General features: G+C 48.0%; 11 protein-coding genes. 5 read left to right on the top strand and 6 right to left on the bottom strand.

The genetic code is table 11. The features are described from left to right. Window positions 1-125 precede the first annotated feature (125 nt). Window positions 126-3,047, bottom strand: coding sequence for a GAF domain-containing protein (locus QUA47_RS12110; RefSeq protein ID WP_333430919.1), 2,922 nt, complete (start codon window positions 3,045-3,047; stop codon window positions 126-128). Window positions 3,048-3,278: 231 nt separating this feature from the next. On the opposite strand from QUA47_RS12110, the gene QUA47_RS12105 reads away from it, so the two are divergent. Further along, window positions 3,279-4,439, top strand: a complete 1,161-nt coding sequence (locus tag QUA47_RS12105) for a quinone-dependent dihydroorotate dehydrogenase (RefSeq protein WP_333430918.1) — start codon at window positions 3,279-3,281, stop codon at window positions 4,437-4,439. Between the two features lie 385 nt (window positions 4,440-4,824). On the opposite strand, the gene QUA47_RS12100 is transcribed toward QUA47_RS12105, so the two are convergent. Together QUA47_RS12100 and QUA47_RS12095 are read right to left on the bottom strand one after the other, a co-directional pair. Continuing rightward, window positions 4,825-6,276, bottom strand: a complete 1,452-nt coding sequence (locus QUA47_RS12100) for an anthranilate synthase component I (protein WP_333430917.1) — start codon at window positions 6,274-6,276, stop codon at window positions 4,825-4,827. Window positions 6,277-6,392: 116 nt separating this feature from the next. Next, complete coding sequence (locus tag QUA47_RS12095; protein WP_333430916.1) at window positions 6,393-7,064, bottom strand: aminotransferase class IV; 672 nt, start codon at window positions 7,062-7,064, stop codon at window positions 6,393-6,395. A gap of 96 nt (window positions 7,065-7,160) precedes the next feature. Between QUA47_RS12095 and QUA47_RS12090 the strand changes: the two genes are divergently transcribed. Next, window positions 7,161-7,829 (top strand): ElyC/SanA/YdcF family protein, encoded by a 669-nt coding sequence (locus QUA47_RS12090; RefSeq protein WP_333430915.1) that lies wholly within the window; start codon window positions 7,161-7,163, stop codon window positions 7,827-7,829. Window positions 7,830-8,005: 176 nt separating this feature from the next. Here the strand turns inward: QUA47_RS12090 and QUA47_RS12085 are convergent, their stop codons facing one another. Beyond that, entirely contained in the window at window positions 8,006-8,233 is a 228-nt protein-coding gene (locus tag QUA47_RS12085) for a hypothetical protein (RefSeq protein ID WP_333217934.1), read from the bottom strand. Between the two features lie 437 nt (window positions 8,234-8,670). Between QUA47_RS12085 and QUA47_RS12080 the strand changes: the two genes are divergently transcribed. The 3 genes from QUA47_RS12080 (at window position 8,671) to QUA47_RS12070 (ending at window position 11,860) form a co-directional block, all read left to right on the top strand. After that, window positions 8,671-9,309, top strand: a complete 639-nt coding sequence (locus QUA47_RS12080; RefSeq protein WP_333430914.1) for a transaldolase family protein — start codon at window positions 8,671-8,673, stop codon at window positions 9,307-9,309. Window positions 9,310-9,536: 227 nt separating this feature from the next. Continuing rightward, window positions 9,537-11,249: a calcium-binding protein gene (locus tag QUA47_RS12075; protein ID WP_333430913.1), complete on the top strand. Its 1,713-nt coding sequence runs from the start codon at window positions 9,537-9,539 to the stop codon at window positions 11,247-11,249. A gap of 59 nt (window positions 11,250-11,308) precedes the next feature. Continuing rightward, window positions 11,309-11,860 carry a GUN4 domain-containing protein gene (locus tag QUA47_RS12070; protein WP_333430912.1) on the top strand — a complete coding sequence of 184 codons (552 nt, stop codon included), beginning with the start codon at window positions 11,309-11,311 and terminating at the stop codon, window positions 11,858-11,860. Window positions 11,861-11,965: 105 nt separating this feature from the next. On the opposite strand, the gene QUA47_RS12065 is transcribed toward QUA47_RS12070, so the two are convergent. Together QUA47_RS12065 and cax are read right to left on the bottom strand one after the other, a co-directional pair. Then, the gene (locus tag QUA47_RS12065) at window positions 11,966-14,032 is read right to left on the bottom strand and encodes a serine/threonine-protein kinase (protein ID WP_333430911.1); all 2,067 of its coding nucleotides are present in this window, start codon (window positions 14,030-14,032) and stop codon (window positions 11,966-11,968) included. Window positions 14,033-15,146: 1,114 nt separating this feature from the next. Next, window positions 15,147-16,268 (bottom strand): calcium/proton exchanger, encoded by a 1,122-nt coding sequence (cax, locus tag QUA47_RS12060; RefSeq protein WP_190659801.1) that lies wholly within the window; start codon window positions 16,266-16,268, stop codon window positions 15,147-15,149. Between the last annotated feature and the right edge of the window lie 179 nt (window positions 16,269-16,447).

The raw sequence follows: 16,447 nt of genomic DNA, 5'->3' as shown, positions 1-16,447 counted from the left end.
GGACGCAGAACCTAATTATGTAGCGTGTACCTGAAGCACTTTACCGCTAGAAGTTGGGTTGGGGCTGGTTTATAAGTACCTAGTATGTGAATTGCAGATAGGGGTGAACTCGCCCCTACAGAATTTTAAGAATTGGCTAGGGGCAGCACTAAACGAGCCACAATTAAATTGTTTTCTAACATTTCTAAAGAAAAGTTTCCCCCCATTAAGCGTACCGCTCGCTGACAAATTAAGAGATTTTGCACGCTCGACCTATTGGAAGTAGAAACGGCTAATATGTCCGGCCCGGAACCGCCGTTGAAGGCAGCAATTAAGTGTCGATCGCACGCGCCGCTATCGCTCACAGACAATTCTAGCCAATCTTCTCCCAACAACTGAGAGCGAATCTCAATCTTGGCGCCAACCGCAGAGCGCCTGCAAGCCGCCGCCAGCAATTCGCACAGTATCAAATCGAGCTTGATGCTGTCGCCGCGAACGCTCAAAGTCTGACCCGCAGGCATCGACACAGCAGTTTCTCTGTGTACTTCCAGCAAGACTTGCGACTGTTTGACCAGGGAGGCAGTTCGATCGAGCGATCGCCTCAGCCAAGCGCTCACAGGCACCGCATCTTGTCCGAATTGCAGCCGCCAATGTTCCTGTTTCAGCAGCAAATGAGTTGACCCCAAAGCATTGCCAATTTGCCGCAAAACCTGTTGGTAGCGCAAAATTTTCAGAGCATCTTTTTGCTCCTTCGCCGACTGCAAAATCGACTGACTCAACTCCCCCAACTCCTTCACCCCCGCTCCCACAGTGCGGTAAAACTCCTCAAAACGGCGCTGTTTGTACCAGTTGAGCAGCTCCAGATCCAATCGCTGCGACTCCTGGGCCGATTGCACCGCCAAATACCTGTGCCACCAAGCCAACTGAGACGCCATCGAGCTGAGTAAACTCACCGATAACTCCGACCACTGGCGGCCCGGAGCGTCCGCAGCCACCACAATGCCCGCCGCAGCGTGTTCTGGGGCAGTCCGCAGCGCCACCGTCAGAATCTCGCCAATTCCCGGACTGCGGAGCCACCGCTTCGTCGCCAGCGGCAGTTGGCTCGTGCTCTGTTGCAGCACGCCCGCTTCTGCCAGGGTTTGTTGGATCAAGGCGTCTGTTTTGACAGGAATCACCGCCTCGGGATTGAGGGCAAATACGGGATTGGCAGCTACCGTCGCCACGATGGAACCTTCCTCCTGACCCGGATTCCAAGTAATTAAGGCGACTAAAGGACAGGAAAGTGTCTGGGAAACGTGCTGAGCAAAGTTACGATCGAGCTTTTGTAGCGGCAACTCTGGGAACATCGTCGGTGAAGCAGCAGATATCTCTTGCTCAGATTGCTCATCAGGAGAATGGTGCAAAACCGCCAAACCCGATTTGAGCAATCGTTCAAATTGCTGATATTTGTCGATTTCCGCACTCTGCTGCCAGGAGTGCAGGATCAATCCTAGCTGTTGGCCCACTAGCCGAACTAATTCTTGCTCAGATCGCCTCCAAGTGCGAGTTGCATTGTGTCCGACAACCAGCAAACCCTCGATCGATTTTCGATTAGCGATTTTCGATTGTAGATTCGGGTTTTCTCCCTCTTTCTTTTTCCCCCTTGTGGTCGATGCCAAAAGCGATCGCACCCCCGCCTCCCCCAACACTTCCCGCCAAGCGCCCAACCGCCCGTCTTCCTCCCAATTTTCAATAGCCACAGGTTCGCTTTCTTGCAACAGCCCCACGTCAGCCACATCGAGGGCGTTGAGCGGCGACGGCACTGACCTGCGGTTGCGGGGCAGATTTTGGCAGACAATTTCAAAGCGATTTTGTTCTTCGCCGTACAGCAGCAGCAAAAAGTATTCGCATTTGAGCCGCTCGCACAACTGTTCGGCGGTATTTTTCAAAGTCGCCTCCCAGTCAGCATCGCTGTAGATGGCGCGAGCTATTCCCGCAGTTAAATCTCGATCGATCTCAATTTGCTGAATTTTCTCCTCCATCTCCGACACAGGAGCCGTCAGAGCCACTAACTGCGCCACTCCCTGCAGGTAATGCTTTTCATTGTCTTGCCAAATCCGGGGCTCGCCGGCTTCGACTGCCAAAAATCCCAACAATTCCCCTTCTGAAACAATCGGCGCAGCCAACAGAGAGCGAGCGCGGATTTGCTGCATCAACCGCCCCGTCAGCTCAGTTTTCAGAGAACTTTGAGATTCACCGATCCAAACCATTTCTTCCCTGCCCAAAGCCTGATAAAATTCGCCCAAGTCTTGAACGGTGATGCCCGAAGCCGCTCGGCTCGGCCCGCCCAAACCCGGAGCAACTTCGCGGTTGCTGACTCGGCGCCAAAAATAGCGCCGCTCTCGCTCGAACCAATAAACATTGGTGCGCGTCGGCTCGATAAATTCATGAGTTTGTTCGACCACCGCTTGCAAGTATTGGTCGAGCGATCGCAGTTCCCCCAACTGCGAAATCAGCGCTAAAAGAGACTCGTCTGGGTGTTTAACTTGTTGTCGCTGCCAGTCTTTTTCTATTTGATAAAGAGCAGTTGCCAGCGCTCCAAATACGATCGCCAACTGCGTTTTTTCCCCCGACTTTGGCGACGCTCCCCACACGTCTGTGCCGAGCAAAATCACGCCGTAGCAGCGGTCTTTGTAGCGGAGCGGAAACAGAGTCGTGCCTTGAATATTGAAAGTTTGAGCTGCTTTGCGCCATTCTCCGGCTCTACTTTCCGATCGCAAATCCGGAACTCCCACCGGCCGAAGCTGAATCACCACTTGTTCGAGCAAATCCCCCGGACTGAGGGCAAACCGCTGTTTGAGAAAAGACAGGTCGCCGTTAGGAGTTATGCCACCTTTGCCGAACAATCTGTGGGCTTGTCGATCGTACAACCCGATCCAAATCAACCGCCAGTCAAATTCCGTTTGCAAGTAACCGAGTGTGGTCGAAAGTAGCACTTCCACATTCTCCTCTTCTCGGAGAGTCTGGAGAACGCGCTCTAGGGTCGCGATTTGTTCGTCTAAATCCTTTGGTCTTTGCTGCTGCCCCATTTCCAAGCTTCCCCGCACCTTTGTCTAATTTAAAATTACTCACTTAAAAATTCAAAAAAATAAAATACAAAAGAATCAACTTATAATATAATCGTCTCACTTATCCCTCAATCTAAAACATTGGATAAAGTCGATCGAAGTTGAAGTAAAAACTTCGCCTTCACTGTCTGCTCGTGAATATTTTTATTTCCCTTCTCATTTCTAATTTGTAAATTGCCCCAGTACAAATCATTGGATATTTATCAATCAAGTGTACGCCCGCTGTTGTTTTCTGTATTGAAAACCGATGCCGAGTGGCTGCACAACCGCACTCTCCAATTTCTCGAACTCGCAGCCAGAACCCAGTCAAACCCCGCAACCCGCCAAATGCTCTGGCGATTGCAGAAATCTTTGGGAGTCCAAGATTCTCGCCTCGAACAATCTTTGTGGGGACTGAGCTTTAACAATCCTGTCGGCTTAGCCGCCGGATTTGATAAAAACGGCGTAGCTGCCGATATTTGGGCAAATTTTGGCTTTGGCTTTGCCGAACTCGGCACTGTCACTTGTCAACCGCAGCCGGGAAACCCCCAACCTCGCTTGTTTCGCTTGACGGAGGACAGTGCAGCCCTCAACCGCATGGGATTTAACAATCAAGGAGCCGCGGCAATGGCAGCCCGGTTTCAGGCAGCACAGAAACACTCAAAATTCGATGCCTCGCGCCCCATGTCTCAGTCTCGGTTCCCCTTGGGCATCAATCTCGGTAAATCTAAGGTAACACCGTTAGAGCAAGCCGCAGCCGACTATTTGGAGAGTTTTAAGCTGCTGAAAGATTGGGGCGACTATTTTGTAGTGAACGTTTCGTCTCCGAATACGCCTGGGTTGCGATCGCTCCAAGATGCTGCTGGGCTAAGCACAATTTTGGAAATTTTGCAACAAGAAAATCAGGGAAGCAAGCCAATTTTAGTCAAGATTGCGCCGGATTTGGAGTCGGAGGCTATCGTATCAATCCTCGACTTAGCAAAAACCTACCAACTAGCAGGAATTATCGCCACAAATACCACCATCCGCCGCGATGGATTGAAAACACAAATATTACGAGAAACAGGCAAACCAATCGCCGAAGAAGCCGGGGGAATTAGCGGGCTTCCAGTGCGGGAGCGATCGACAGAAGTAATCCGATTTATCTGGCAATATACAAAAGGCGAATTGCCCATAATTGGAGTTGGTGGCATTTTCACCGCCGAAGATGCTTGGGAAAAAATAGCTGCCGGTGCAAGTTTAATTCAAGTCTACACGGGTTGGGTTTACGAAGGGCCTTGGATGGTGCGTCGGATTCTCCAAGGTTTGTTGCAAAAGTTAGAAGAAGGCGGATTTAGTTCTATTTCTGAGGCAGTAGGTTCGGACAATCAATAGACATAGGAGTGAAAAGCAAGCCTTGGGCAGGCATTTTGCCTGCCCCACAACAATGGTTGAAGAAGTCTCATAAATTATGGCCGGAATCAGCCATTGAGGGGCTTTGTTAATTGCTTGTGCTTTTCCTTTCCGATCGTGATAGTGAGCTTATCCAACAGCTAACCAGCTTTGGCAGTCTCGTCTAATATCCATGAGTTCACCCAGAATCTGACTCACAGTGCGATCGCTAAAAAAACTATTAGGCAACACCATACCAACAGTTCCCTAACATTAATACTAGAAGAAATCTTTTGTTTTCGCTCTGTTTCACTCGCTATTACATTAAAATTAAATCTGCGATCTAAATCTTCAATAATCTTAACAAGTCGATTTATCTAACACGCATCTAATCAACTATTTCCGCTAATTTCAAAGCATTAACTTGAGCTTGAGCTTTATGCAGCGACTCCTGCCATTCCCTTTCCGGATCGCTATCAGCAACAATCCCCGCACCCACTTGTCCCCAAACAATTCCCCCGGTCGTACCGTCACTTTTTGGTGCATATAAAAGGGTGCGAATCAAAATATTTAAATCCAGGTTGCCGCGCCAGTCCAAATAACCGCAGGAACCGTAAAATAAATTGCGCTTCACGGGTTCCAATTCTTCGATGATTTCCAGACAGCGCACTTTCGGACAGCCTGTAATCGTACCGCCCGGAAATACCCCTCGAATCAAGTCGATCGCGTCGCAATCTCCTCTTAATGTACCGATAACATTACTGACAAGGTGCATCACGTGACTGTAGCGTTCAATCGTCAGAAATTCGTTAACTTTTACCGAACCCCATTCACACACTCTCCCGATATCGTTGCGCTCTAAGTCAACTAACATAATATGTTCGGCTCTTTCTTTGATATTCTCTATTAATTCCTGTGCTAACTGCTCATCTTGAATGTCGGTTAAACCTCGCGCTCTTGTTCCCGCGATCGGTCTAGTATCCACTTTTTTTCCTAATAATTGAACCAGTCTTTCCGGCGAACAACTAACTATCGCCCCCCACGGAGTTTGCCAATAACTTGCAAAAGGCGAAGGATTGATTTGTTGCAAAGCGCGGTAAATTGACCAACTACTGCAATCTGTACGGGCTTCAAACCGCAAAGATAAATTAGCCTGAAAAATATCGCCCGCATGAATATACTTCTGAGCTTTTTGCACTATTTCTTTGTACTCACTCTGAGAGAGTTGAAAAATAGGAGTAGCGGAATTTTGTTGATAATTTTCGGGTAAATTATTCTCGATTATTTCTCGATCGGTTTGCTCTAATTGATGCTGCATAACATCGAGGTGAGAAGGTTGACTTGCAGCCAACCAGAGAATTTGCGTTTGACGGTCTAAAACCGCAAAAGATTCTGGTTCGTACCAACAGCTAACCGGGAAAGGAAGCGGATCGGTATTGAGTTGGGGCAGGTGTTCGATTTCCCATGCTAAATCATAACCTAGCCATCCCAACCAACCCCCAGTAAAAGGAATTTCCGGCGGTACATTTACTGCTAAATTTTGCTTTTGAGAGTCCAAAAGAGCGCGCAAAAAAGGTAAAATTTCACCGACTGGCGGTGTCCATAGCTGAGATTGACCATCAATTATCCGGGGAGAACCTGCACAAATAGAATATCGTGCCAAGTTAGTAGAAGATGTAACTGGACTTTCTAGGAGAACGGCCATATCGCGGGGGACACAATCCGATATTGAGCTTGCACTGTCGGCAGTTTGACCGAGAAATAAAATTTGAAAAATTTCAGATCCGCTGCGCTGATTTAGGGGAAGCTTTCGCCAATGCCAAGGTTGTATTTGTTTCATAATAGATTGCACTATTGTTAACACTTTCAGAACTTACGCTACGAGTCAATTTTGACACTATCTGTAGTAGTAAGGTTCACAGTTCGCACCTACTAAAATCGATTGAAAGCGTTATCTCAGCCATTACTGACAACTTTCCAAACATCTCGGCTTGCTTCTTTTTTGAGGCGTATCCAACCCCTAACGGAGTTAATGAGAAATAGAGTTTGGGTACTGTGCAAATCATCTAAGGTAATTAATTCTTCTCTGATTTTTCCCTCCTCTAAAAGTTGAGAACGAAACGTCCCCGGTAATAAACCGCACTTGACGGGAGGTGTGATTAGACCTGCGGGTGTATCGATCGCGATATTGGCGATCGTGGATTCGGTGATAACTCCATCTTGATTCCACAGAAAGACATCCTGATATTCGGGCTGCGACTCCAAAGCCATTGTATAAGGCAATCGGTAAGTTGTCTTGTGGTAAAGAAATGGGTTTTGAGAATCGATCGGTTTGCGGGCAATTCCCACAGATGCACCGATTTTTAAGATACCGCTATCTAGTGTCTGAGCTTGTAATTTTATGTGTCCCTCAGAAGATATTGTTAACCGTATTTTGTGTTTGACTGACCCGCAAGTCATACTTAATGCTTGTAAAGCATTGCTTGCTTCTGTTAGCGATAGGGGGAAATTAAAATAATCAGCCGATAGCTGTAATCTTTGAAGATGTCTGTCTAGCAAAAAATAGCCGTTTTTGGGTTCCCATAAAAGTGATTCCAGCAATTCAAATTTTTGCTGTTGTTGAATCATATTTTTTTCAATATAATGTAAATTAGGTAACTTGACGATTTTTAGACCCGCGAAGGTTCCTGTTTTTGTAATTATATAGGAAGTTAACTTGAATTTATGTTGTCTAAACCCTTTATATTTCAATGGCGCCTTGCCATCGGGCTGTTAATATTAACCTCAGTGCTCACACCCCTAGCCCTCAACTACTACGTCCGACTTGTTACCCGCAACTACCGCCACAGCGATATAGCTAACGTGCCTGCTGAATCCATCGCTATAGTTTTTGGTGCCGGAGTTTGGGAAGACGGCACTCCAACCCCCATGTTAGCCGATCGAGTCCAAGCAGGCGTCGATTTGTACAAAGCGGGGCGAGTGGACAAACTTTTGATGACAGGAGACAATAGCAGCGTCGATTACAACGAAGTACAAGCAATGCAGGACTACGCCGCAGCCCAGGGCGTACCGACTAATAATATCATTCTCGATTATGCCGGATTTAGCACCTATGAAAGTTGCTACCGGGCGAAAGAGATTTTTGGCATAACCCAGGCTGTTTTAGTTACCCAAAACTTTCACTTAGCCCGCGCTGTTTATACCTGCCGCCAGTTGGGCGTAGAGGCGATCGGTTTAGGAACGCCGGATTGGGGCAAATTTCGCCAAAAGGGCATGATTCGCTACAGTTTCCGCGAATTTTTGGCAGTCCTCAAAGCGCTTTGGGAAGTGCGCGTTACCCGTCCAGAACCGACTTTTTTGGGGCAGTTTGAAGGAATTAAAGAAAAGTTATGAGTGCTCTGTTGAAAACTTTAGTCCTTGCTTTAAGGACTAAAGTCTTCACTAAAAACTGGTTTTCTTACAACTAACCGAACATCATGTAAGTCCGGGAGTTGTAAGTTTTGAGTTACACAAAACTTACAACACAACTCACAAATCATAACTCGCCCGTTGCGGTAGTGTTCCATAACTTACTCGCGTTTGGAAAGCCCCGCCAGCGACCAAGTTAAGCTGACCATCATTAAGCGGCCTAGAGCCTTCAAACGGTCTTCGGCGTTATTTTCAACCGCTTGAGACAGAGTTTCAGACTTAAGATTTATCGACAATTCTTCAGCAGTTTCTGCTGGTTTTTCCAACTGGGGCTGTTCAGAAGATGTCTCAAGGCTGACTTGTGGCTGCTGATTTTTTTCTTCGGTCATTTTCTGAGTCACCTCCTGGAGTTATTGCATACATAACCCTTAATACAAATGTAATTTCTTTGTATCCGGGATTTGGGGAGTCAAGTTTTCCTTACCCGACAATCGCAGTTACCAACTGACTTAAAAGTTGTGATTTCAGTTGTTAGCTATCTTAAATAGCACTTAGCCAATTTTCCTCAGAAAGCCGATTTATTCACGGATAGGTCGTCCTCCACCAATTTTTTGTAATAAACGGGGTTTCGGAGCCTAAGTCCTGTTAAATTCAAAACTCACGCACTACTACCGATGATGCACATCACTGAAGTGTTATATTTACTTAACAGTAATATTTCCGAGATTCTGATATTGTTAAAGATTAACAATTAATTTCGCTCGGATTTATATCAATCTGCAAGCAACCGTCTGGGAAATATTAACAAACTGAAGGTGTAGAGCTGATGGCAATTTATGTTGATACTGCAATTGTAGCGGAAGCCGCACGGGCGAGCAAGTTCGGATGGATAGCGGGAATTACTACTAATCCGACACTTTTGGCAAAAAGCGAGTTATCTCCTGAGCAAACCCTTAAACAACTGGCACAACTGATTCCTGGGGAAGTGTATTATCAGCTAATGGCATCTGATGTTGATGGCATGGTAGCAGAAGGAAAAGCCGCTTTTGAGTCGATCGGGCGGCAAACAGTTTTGAAAGTTCCAGCAACGGCTGCGGGTTTCCAAGCAGTAGCGCATTTGTCACCGTCCATTCCTTGCGCGGTGACGGCGATATACAGCGCATCACAAGCAGTTGTCTCAGCAGAAGCGGGGGCTAAATATGCGATCGCCTACGTGAATCGCGCCACCCGACTCCTAGGAGACGGTTTTGCCTTAGTGCGGGATATGGCAAATGTGTTGCACAGAACTAATACTGAGATTTTGGCAGCTAGCATTAAATCGCCGGAAGAAGCGGTAAAGACTTTATTAGCTGGCGCCCATCATTTGACCTTGCCTTTGGATGTATTGCAAGCGATCGCAGTTCACGAATTATCGCAGCAAACAGTTGATGAATTTGCCAACAACGGGCGGGGAATTAGTTATTAGATGTCGCAATAGAGAAAACTTCCTTAATTCTGGAGGAAGTATCATTCGCTCGCTGACTATATATGAGTTTGGCTACTTTGTCTACTGTTGGTAACATTTGTTGATAAGTATGACTTTTATAAACTCAAGGTTATGAATTTTATGAATTGACTTTGAGAGCTGCTTATTGAATGATGTCAATCAACCGCACGGCATCTCCAAACTTCTACTCTTAAATGTCAGGGCTTATGACCATTACTCGCGTTCCTGTAGACTCAACAGGCATCTCTGACCCAGCAGGCGATGTGCAGGGCAACCGCTACTCGGTCTCATCATCCATCTCAGCCGATGGGCGGTTTGTAGCGTTTACACTTCAACAATCCATCTTCTCTCTCGGAGAGCCGAACAATAATACTAACAATAGCGACGACATCTTCGTGCGCGACTTGTTAACGAATACCACCACCCGCGTCTCTGTTGACGCAGCAGGCAATCCGGGGAACGATATCTCCTACGACCCCTCCATCTCTGCGGACGGAAGGTTTGTGGCATTTCAATCTGATGCCACCAACCTCGTGCCGGGGGACACTAACAATAGTGGCGACATCTTCGTGCGCGACTTGTTAACTAACACCACCACCCGCGTCTCTGTTGGCTCAGCAGGCAATCAGGGGAACAGCTTGTCCCGGCGCTCCTCCATCTCAGGTGACGGGCGGTTTGTCGCGTTTGCATCTGATGCCACCAACCTTGTGCCGGGAGATACTAACAATAGCACCGACATCTTCGTCCGCGACTTGTCAACTAATACCACCACTCAGGTCTCTGCGAGTTCCAGCGGCGATCGGGGGAACAACGACTCTGAATTACCCTCCATCTCAGCCAACGGCAGGTTTGTGGCATTTCGCTCTTTTGCCACCAACCTCGTGCCTGGGGATACTAACAACGAACGCGACATTTTCGTGCGCGACTTGTTGACAAATACCATTACCCTCGTCTCTGTGAGTTCCAATGGCGATCGCGCGAACGATAGCTCCTCCCGCTGCTCTATTTCTGCTGACGGGAGGTTTGTGGCGTTTTCATCTGATGCCTCCAACCTCGTGCAGGGAGACACAAATAATACCACCGACATTTTCGTGCGCGACTTGTCAACCAATACCACCACCCGCGTCTCTATTTCCTCAACAGGCAATCAGGGGAACGAAGACTTCTACACTCCCTTCATCTCCGCTGACGGGCGGTTTGTGACGTTTTCATCTGAGGCATCCAACCTCGTGCCGGGAGACACTAACGATAGCGAGGACATCTTCGTGCGCGACTTGTCAACCAATACCACCACCCGCGTCTCTGTTTCCTCAACAGGCAATCAGGGCAATAGCGACTCCGAGTTCCCCTCCATCTCGGCCAACGGGCAGAAAGTGGCGTTTTCATCTTTTGCGGCCAATCTCGTGCCGGGAGATACCAACAACGGCCCAGACCTCTTTATTGCTGACACCGGCAACACTCCAGGTGGCATCAATAACTCTCCAAACGTCATCAACGGCACGAACGGCAACGACAACCTGACAGGCACGAACGGCAGCGATAATATCAGCGGTTTAGACGGCGATGACGCACTCACCGGCAGACAAGGTAACGATATCCTTATCGGGGGCGGTGGCAGCGACAACCTATCTGGCGGCAAAGGTTTTGACACTCTCAACGGCGGTTTGGGCAACGATAATCTAGTCGGCGGCGGGGGCAACGATGTATTTGTTTTAGGTGCGGGGTTGGGAGTTGATACAATCTCTGATTTCACCAACTCTCAAGATACCATTCAATTAATCAACGGCTTGACCTTCGGACAGCTATCAATTTCCCCTGGAACGGACGGCACATTAATTAGAGTAGCCAGCAGCGGTGAAGTTTTAGCTTCTTTGACAGGCGTTGCTCCGAACCTCATCGGCTCTGAAGATTTCATCTAGGTCGAGAGATGGATGGTAAACTGGTCATTTGTTAAATCACTTTTACTCAGAGGGACATCATGATTAAACTTGGCAAACAATCACTCGCATTAATAGGCACATTTCTTGCAGTTTTGCAACCAGCATTTACCGCTTATTCACAAGAAAGCAACAGCGAATTTAGCAAACTTCAATCCTTATTAGAAGCCAAAAAATGGTACGAAGCCGATCAAGAAACAGTCTCTCTGATCCGCAACAACTCCGCCAATCTGTCTTGTCCGAACCTCCGCGCGATCGATCAGATGTGGATGCAATCGAGCAATGGCAAATATGGATTGACTCCGCAGTTAGAGATTTGGCAGAAAGTCGGCGGTTCTAACTGTCGAACTTGCGAAGGTCAAATTAAAGAATTTAGCAAGCAAGTAGGATGGAACATGAGCTCTCAAGTAAGTCCTATACCAGGGGAGTTTGCAGCCCAGTATCCAACTGTTGCTTCATTAAGTTGGCAAAGTTATGTTGACAGCGATAAAAGCATAACTAGGTACAGTCTTTTTGCGGGCGCGCAGACATGGCAAGCGTGGAGAGTTACAGAATTTAACCTGTTTTCTACTTTTGCCAATTGCGGCAAGTAACAGTTGTAGGACGGGCAATGCCCAGACTTCCACGTCGGAGTCGGGATGGGATTTCTCGATCGCCTCGACTCTTCAATCTAAAATCTAAAATCTAAAATAGTAGGACTATGGCATTCGCCAAATCTTAATAGTGCGATCGGGACTGCCACTCACAAAAGTCTTGCTATCTCTGGAAATAGCAACAGAACTCACAAACTGACTGTGACCAGAAAGAGTGCTTCTTTCTTTTCCCGTCTTCAAATCCCAAACTATAATATCTCCGCCCCCGCTGATCAAAGTGCGGCTGTCCGGGCTAAAGGCGATCGTCCTCACCGAGCTCGAATGCCCTTTTAAAGTGCGGGTGCGCTTCCCGTCTTGCACGTTCGACAAACGGATCGTATTGTCGGTGCTAGCACTAGCCACAATTTTCCCGTTCGGGCTAAAAGCCACAGCATTAACTGCGCCCCCGTGACCTGTGATAATTCTTCTGACTTCTCCGGTGCCGAGATTCCACAAACGCACAGTCTTGTCTTGGCTGCCGCTAGCGAGAGTTTTACCGTCCTGGCTCAAAGCGATCGCGTTTACTCGTCCGGCGTGGCCGCTCAAAGTCCGCAACCTGCTGCCGGTTCTGACATTCCACAAGCGAATAGTTTTGTCATCGCTGCCGCTAGCGAGAGTTTGACCGTCCCTGCTAAAAGCGATGGCGTTGACCGGGGCTTTGTGAGCCGGAATCGTCCGCATCCGCCGCCCTGTCTTCAAATCCCAGAGAATCACATTATTGTCGCCGCCCCCGCTGGCCAAAATCGAGCTGTTCGGGCTCACGGCCACCGTCTTGACCGATTTGTGAGAATGCACCGACTTGAGAGTCGGCACACCTCCCGTCTTCACATTCCAAATTCTAATCGTCCCAGAGCTTGCGCTCACCAAAGTTTTACCGTCCGGGGACAGGGCTATTGCATTTACACCCCCGACCTTATCCAACCTTCCTTGCAAAAAATGAGTGCTAGGTAAAGTAGAAAGCAGCCACACCGGGTCTGCCGGAAACACCCCGTAACGCAGCGAACCGTAAATTTGAGACGCGCCAATACTCACCATCAAAACAGCCGTGCCCGCCAGCAACTTCTTTTTCCAATCAAAAACATCTTTCTCGGCCTTTTTCAATCCCGAATTCAGAGGTCTGAGGCGGTTTACAGAAGTCTGCTTCTTCACCTCAGGCGTCCCGGAAGTTGCGCGAAGTTTAGTTTGCCCCGTCGTCGGCAACTGAGTAGGCAACTGACTTTCCGCGCCGTCGAGATTAATTTCCTCCAAGCACTGCAAAACCATCTGCGGGCTTTGAGGTCGATTTCCCGGAAAAGGCGCCATCAGATAATCGATTACATTAGCCACGGCGTCGGAAACCTGAGGAGCTCCTTTGCGCCACATTAATCTGCCCGTGCGCGGGTTCTCTGGAAACGCAGTCGGTGGCTTTCCAGTCAGCAAATAAACAAAAGTGCGGCCTAGAGCAAAAAAATCTGACTGCGGAACAGCCTTGCCATTAGTTTGTTCCGGCGGCGTGTAGCCCGGGGAAACAATACCAGTCACATTTTGCCCCTGGCCCACCTTAGCGAAATAAGTCGCCGACACTTCCCGAGCAGTCCCGAAGTCAATCAGCACTAACTGCCCGTTTGGCTTGCACATAATATTGTGCGGCTTGATATCGCGATGGAAATAGTTGAGGCGGTGAACTTGGTCTAAAATTTCCGACAGTTGTTTGAGCCAGTTCACAGCTTGTTCTTGACTGATGGGGCGGCCCCGATGTTTCAGCCAGTCTTGCAAATTGGCCCCAGCAATTTTCTCCATCACCAGACAGTGAAAAGACTCTGTGCTGTGAGCGGGTGTAAATGTAAAATAACCGTCGCGATCGACTTTTGGAATACCTGGATGTCTTAGCCTGACCAACACGTCGGCTTCTTGCTTAAACAGTTCTACAGCTTTGGGATGTTCTTTGAGCAGGACTTTGAGCACTCTTCGGGCGCCGTTGTCGTCCACTTCAAATGTTCTGCCAAAGCCGCCGCCTCCGAGAGGCGCGACTAGCCGATATCGACCTTGCAACAAAAGTTCAGACCCGCAGTGGATACACACGGATTTGCCAGAGTTGGCTGGATCGGAGGGATTCGGACATTTGGGATTGAGGCAATAACTCACAGAAGCCACATAACCCTGATTGAGGTTGCTCTATCAAGTTTTACTTGGACACTGCTATACAAAACTTGGCTAAACTTATCTAAGCTTCACCATTCAACTAGAAGTATTTTCTAGAGGGTCTGATTCCTGCTTCTGCCAAGAGAGTCGGCTCTTACTTGTCCACAGGCGTAAATTCGGGTGGAGCAGCACCCTATTTTTGAATTCTGTACAACTACTTATTATTGTGGAAGCTTTTAGCCATTGTTTAACCATTATTTTCAACCAATTTAACGAATCGTGGTATCCCGTTCGACCTTTTTATAGGCTGGTCAGTTTTAAATCGACCGTCGTTTACTCTTCCTGAAAATTTTTCCTGCATATTTTGGGCATTATTCTGAGAATGTTGCACAAAACTGCGCCTCTGTCAATATGCTTGTCATCAGCAGCTCGGAGGAAGTTTAATCAAGTATTAAGCGATTAGATTAACCTGTGTGTACTCTTGGTGAGTGAGATTTTTGATTCAGCTTGCGTTACTTGCCTTGACAAGATTACTCAAGCCGCATTAGAGGTGTCTTCTCTAAAATCGTTAATTGCGGTATGGCATACCGTATTTGATTAGTCCTCTTTATCTAGTTCGGTTTTTGTTCAAATACGAGTTTTCCTAGACGGCAACACCGTGTTTGTGGGACGACGTACTCAACAATAAGAGTACGAGGTTTTACGTTGTCTGGTTAGACTCAATTTTCAACTTATGACGATCGTAGCACACCTAGTAAAAGACTCATGAGCACCCTTGATTGAAATCTTGCAGCCTCTCTGAAGTCAAGGGAGGCTTTAGTCTCGCTTGACTTCAGCATCCCGTGTTTTTGTATAACCTGTGGCACTGCGCTCTAAAGATCGGGTTGATGCCAAAGGTTTTGTTGTTTGTCACACCCGATCGAGGTCACAAATCCCTGATGACAGCAAATAATGTACAAACACACCAGAACTAATAACGAGAGAGCAGCTACATTTCAATTGTACGATCGCAACCACCACTCTCGAAGAAAGAAGTGAGAGTAGGGGAGTGGGGGAGTGAGGGAGTGAAAAAATCTGCCTTCTTCCTTCTTCCCTCTTCCCTCTTCCTTCAGCAGAAGAAAGCGTTTTAAACAAGTCCCTCAATTACCGGATGGAAGTAGAACGCCAGCGCCAAAACCGTATAAGCTGCCAACAGCAAAGTACCTTCGAGCCAGTTAGAGTTGCCGTCAGAACTGATAGAATTGGCGATCAGCACCGACACGGCAACCGCTACAAGTTCAAAGGGGTTGAAATTCAAGTCCATCGGTTTGCCCAAGACAAAACCTGCCAAAACCAACACCGGGGCAACAAACAAAGCAATTTGCAAACTCGAACCCACGGCCACAGAAACCGACAAATCCATTTTATTTTTCATCGCCACCGTCACCGCCGTCGTATGTTCGGCAGCATTGCCAATAATCGGCACTAAAATCACCCCGGTAAATAGTGATGTCAGCCCCAAACGCGCCGTCGCTTCTTCGAGAGTACCCACCAACAGTTCCGACTCGACAGCTACCATCAGGGTACAGGCCAACAGCACCCCAATCCACAGCGGCAGATTGACTTTGTGGTCAGGGCTGTCTGGTGCTAAGTTACTTTCGGCTAATTCTTCAAGCATTTCTATTTCTGCCACCCCTGCATCGTACAGATAACTGTGGGTTTTCATCGAAAACAGCAGCGTCAGCACGTAGACGAGAATCAGGACTATAGCAACAGCGCTAGAGAGGTTCTGCATAGTTTGCGGAGGGATGCCCGTAGAGGTGGCATTAACTGCAGTCGGCACCAAAATGGCAATCACGGCTAAGTTCATCGCTGAAGCGTTCAACCGGGCGACTATCGGCTGAAATTCTTGTTCTTTGTAGCGCAAGCCACCCAGCAGCATCGCAAATCCCATCACCAGCAGCAGGTTGCTCATAATTGAACCCGTAATGCTGGCCTTGACAACATCTATTAGTCCGGCGTTGAGGGCGACGATGCCGATAATCAGTTCCGTGGCATTTCCGAAGGTAGCGTTCAGCAAACCTCCCAAGTTGGCACCGAGGACGACGGCGATTTCTTCGGTGGCTGTGCCCATCCAGGCGGCTAGGGGGACGATGGCTAAAGCCGAGGTGATGAAGATTGTGGAGGATTCCCAGCCGAGAAAGTGTCCGGCGATGGAAACGGGGATAAATAACAGCAGGCTGGAAATAATTGTATTTGTGTTTAGCATTTAGATTCTCAAAAGCTGCCAACCGTCAATCATAGCCTGTGACCAAATGAAAAAAAGGGCGAGGGCGAGGGATTTGGGTGTTGGCTTAAAGCTGGGGGTGGGCGATCCTCTTCGAGGGCTTCGCTAACGGGCGATCGCTGCATTGCCGCTTTCACGGATGTGACAAACTAAGAGAGCGA

It is taken from the genome of Microcoleus sp. MON2_D5, assembly GCF_036701905.1.
In the GTDB taxonomy this organism is placed as follows: domain Bacteria; phylum Cyanobacteriota; class Cyanobacteriia; order Cyanobacteriales; family Microcoleaceae; genus Microcoleus.
The sequence above is the reverse complement of the archived record's forward strand: the minus strand, read 5'-3'. Positions and strand labels throughout refer to the sequence as shown.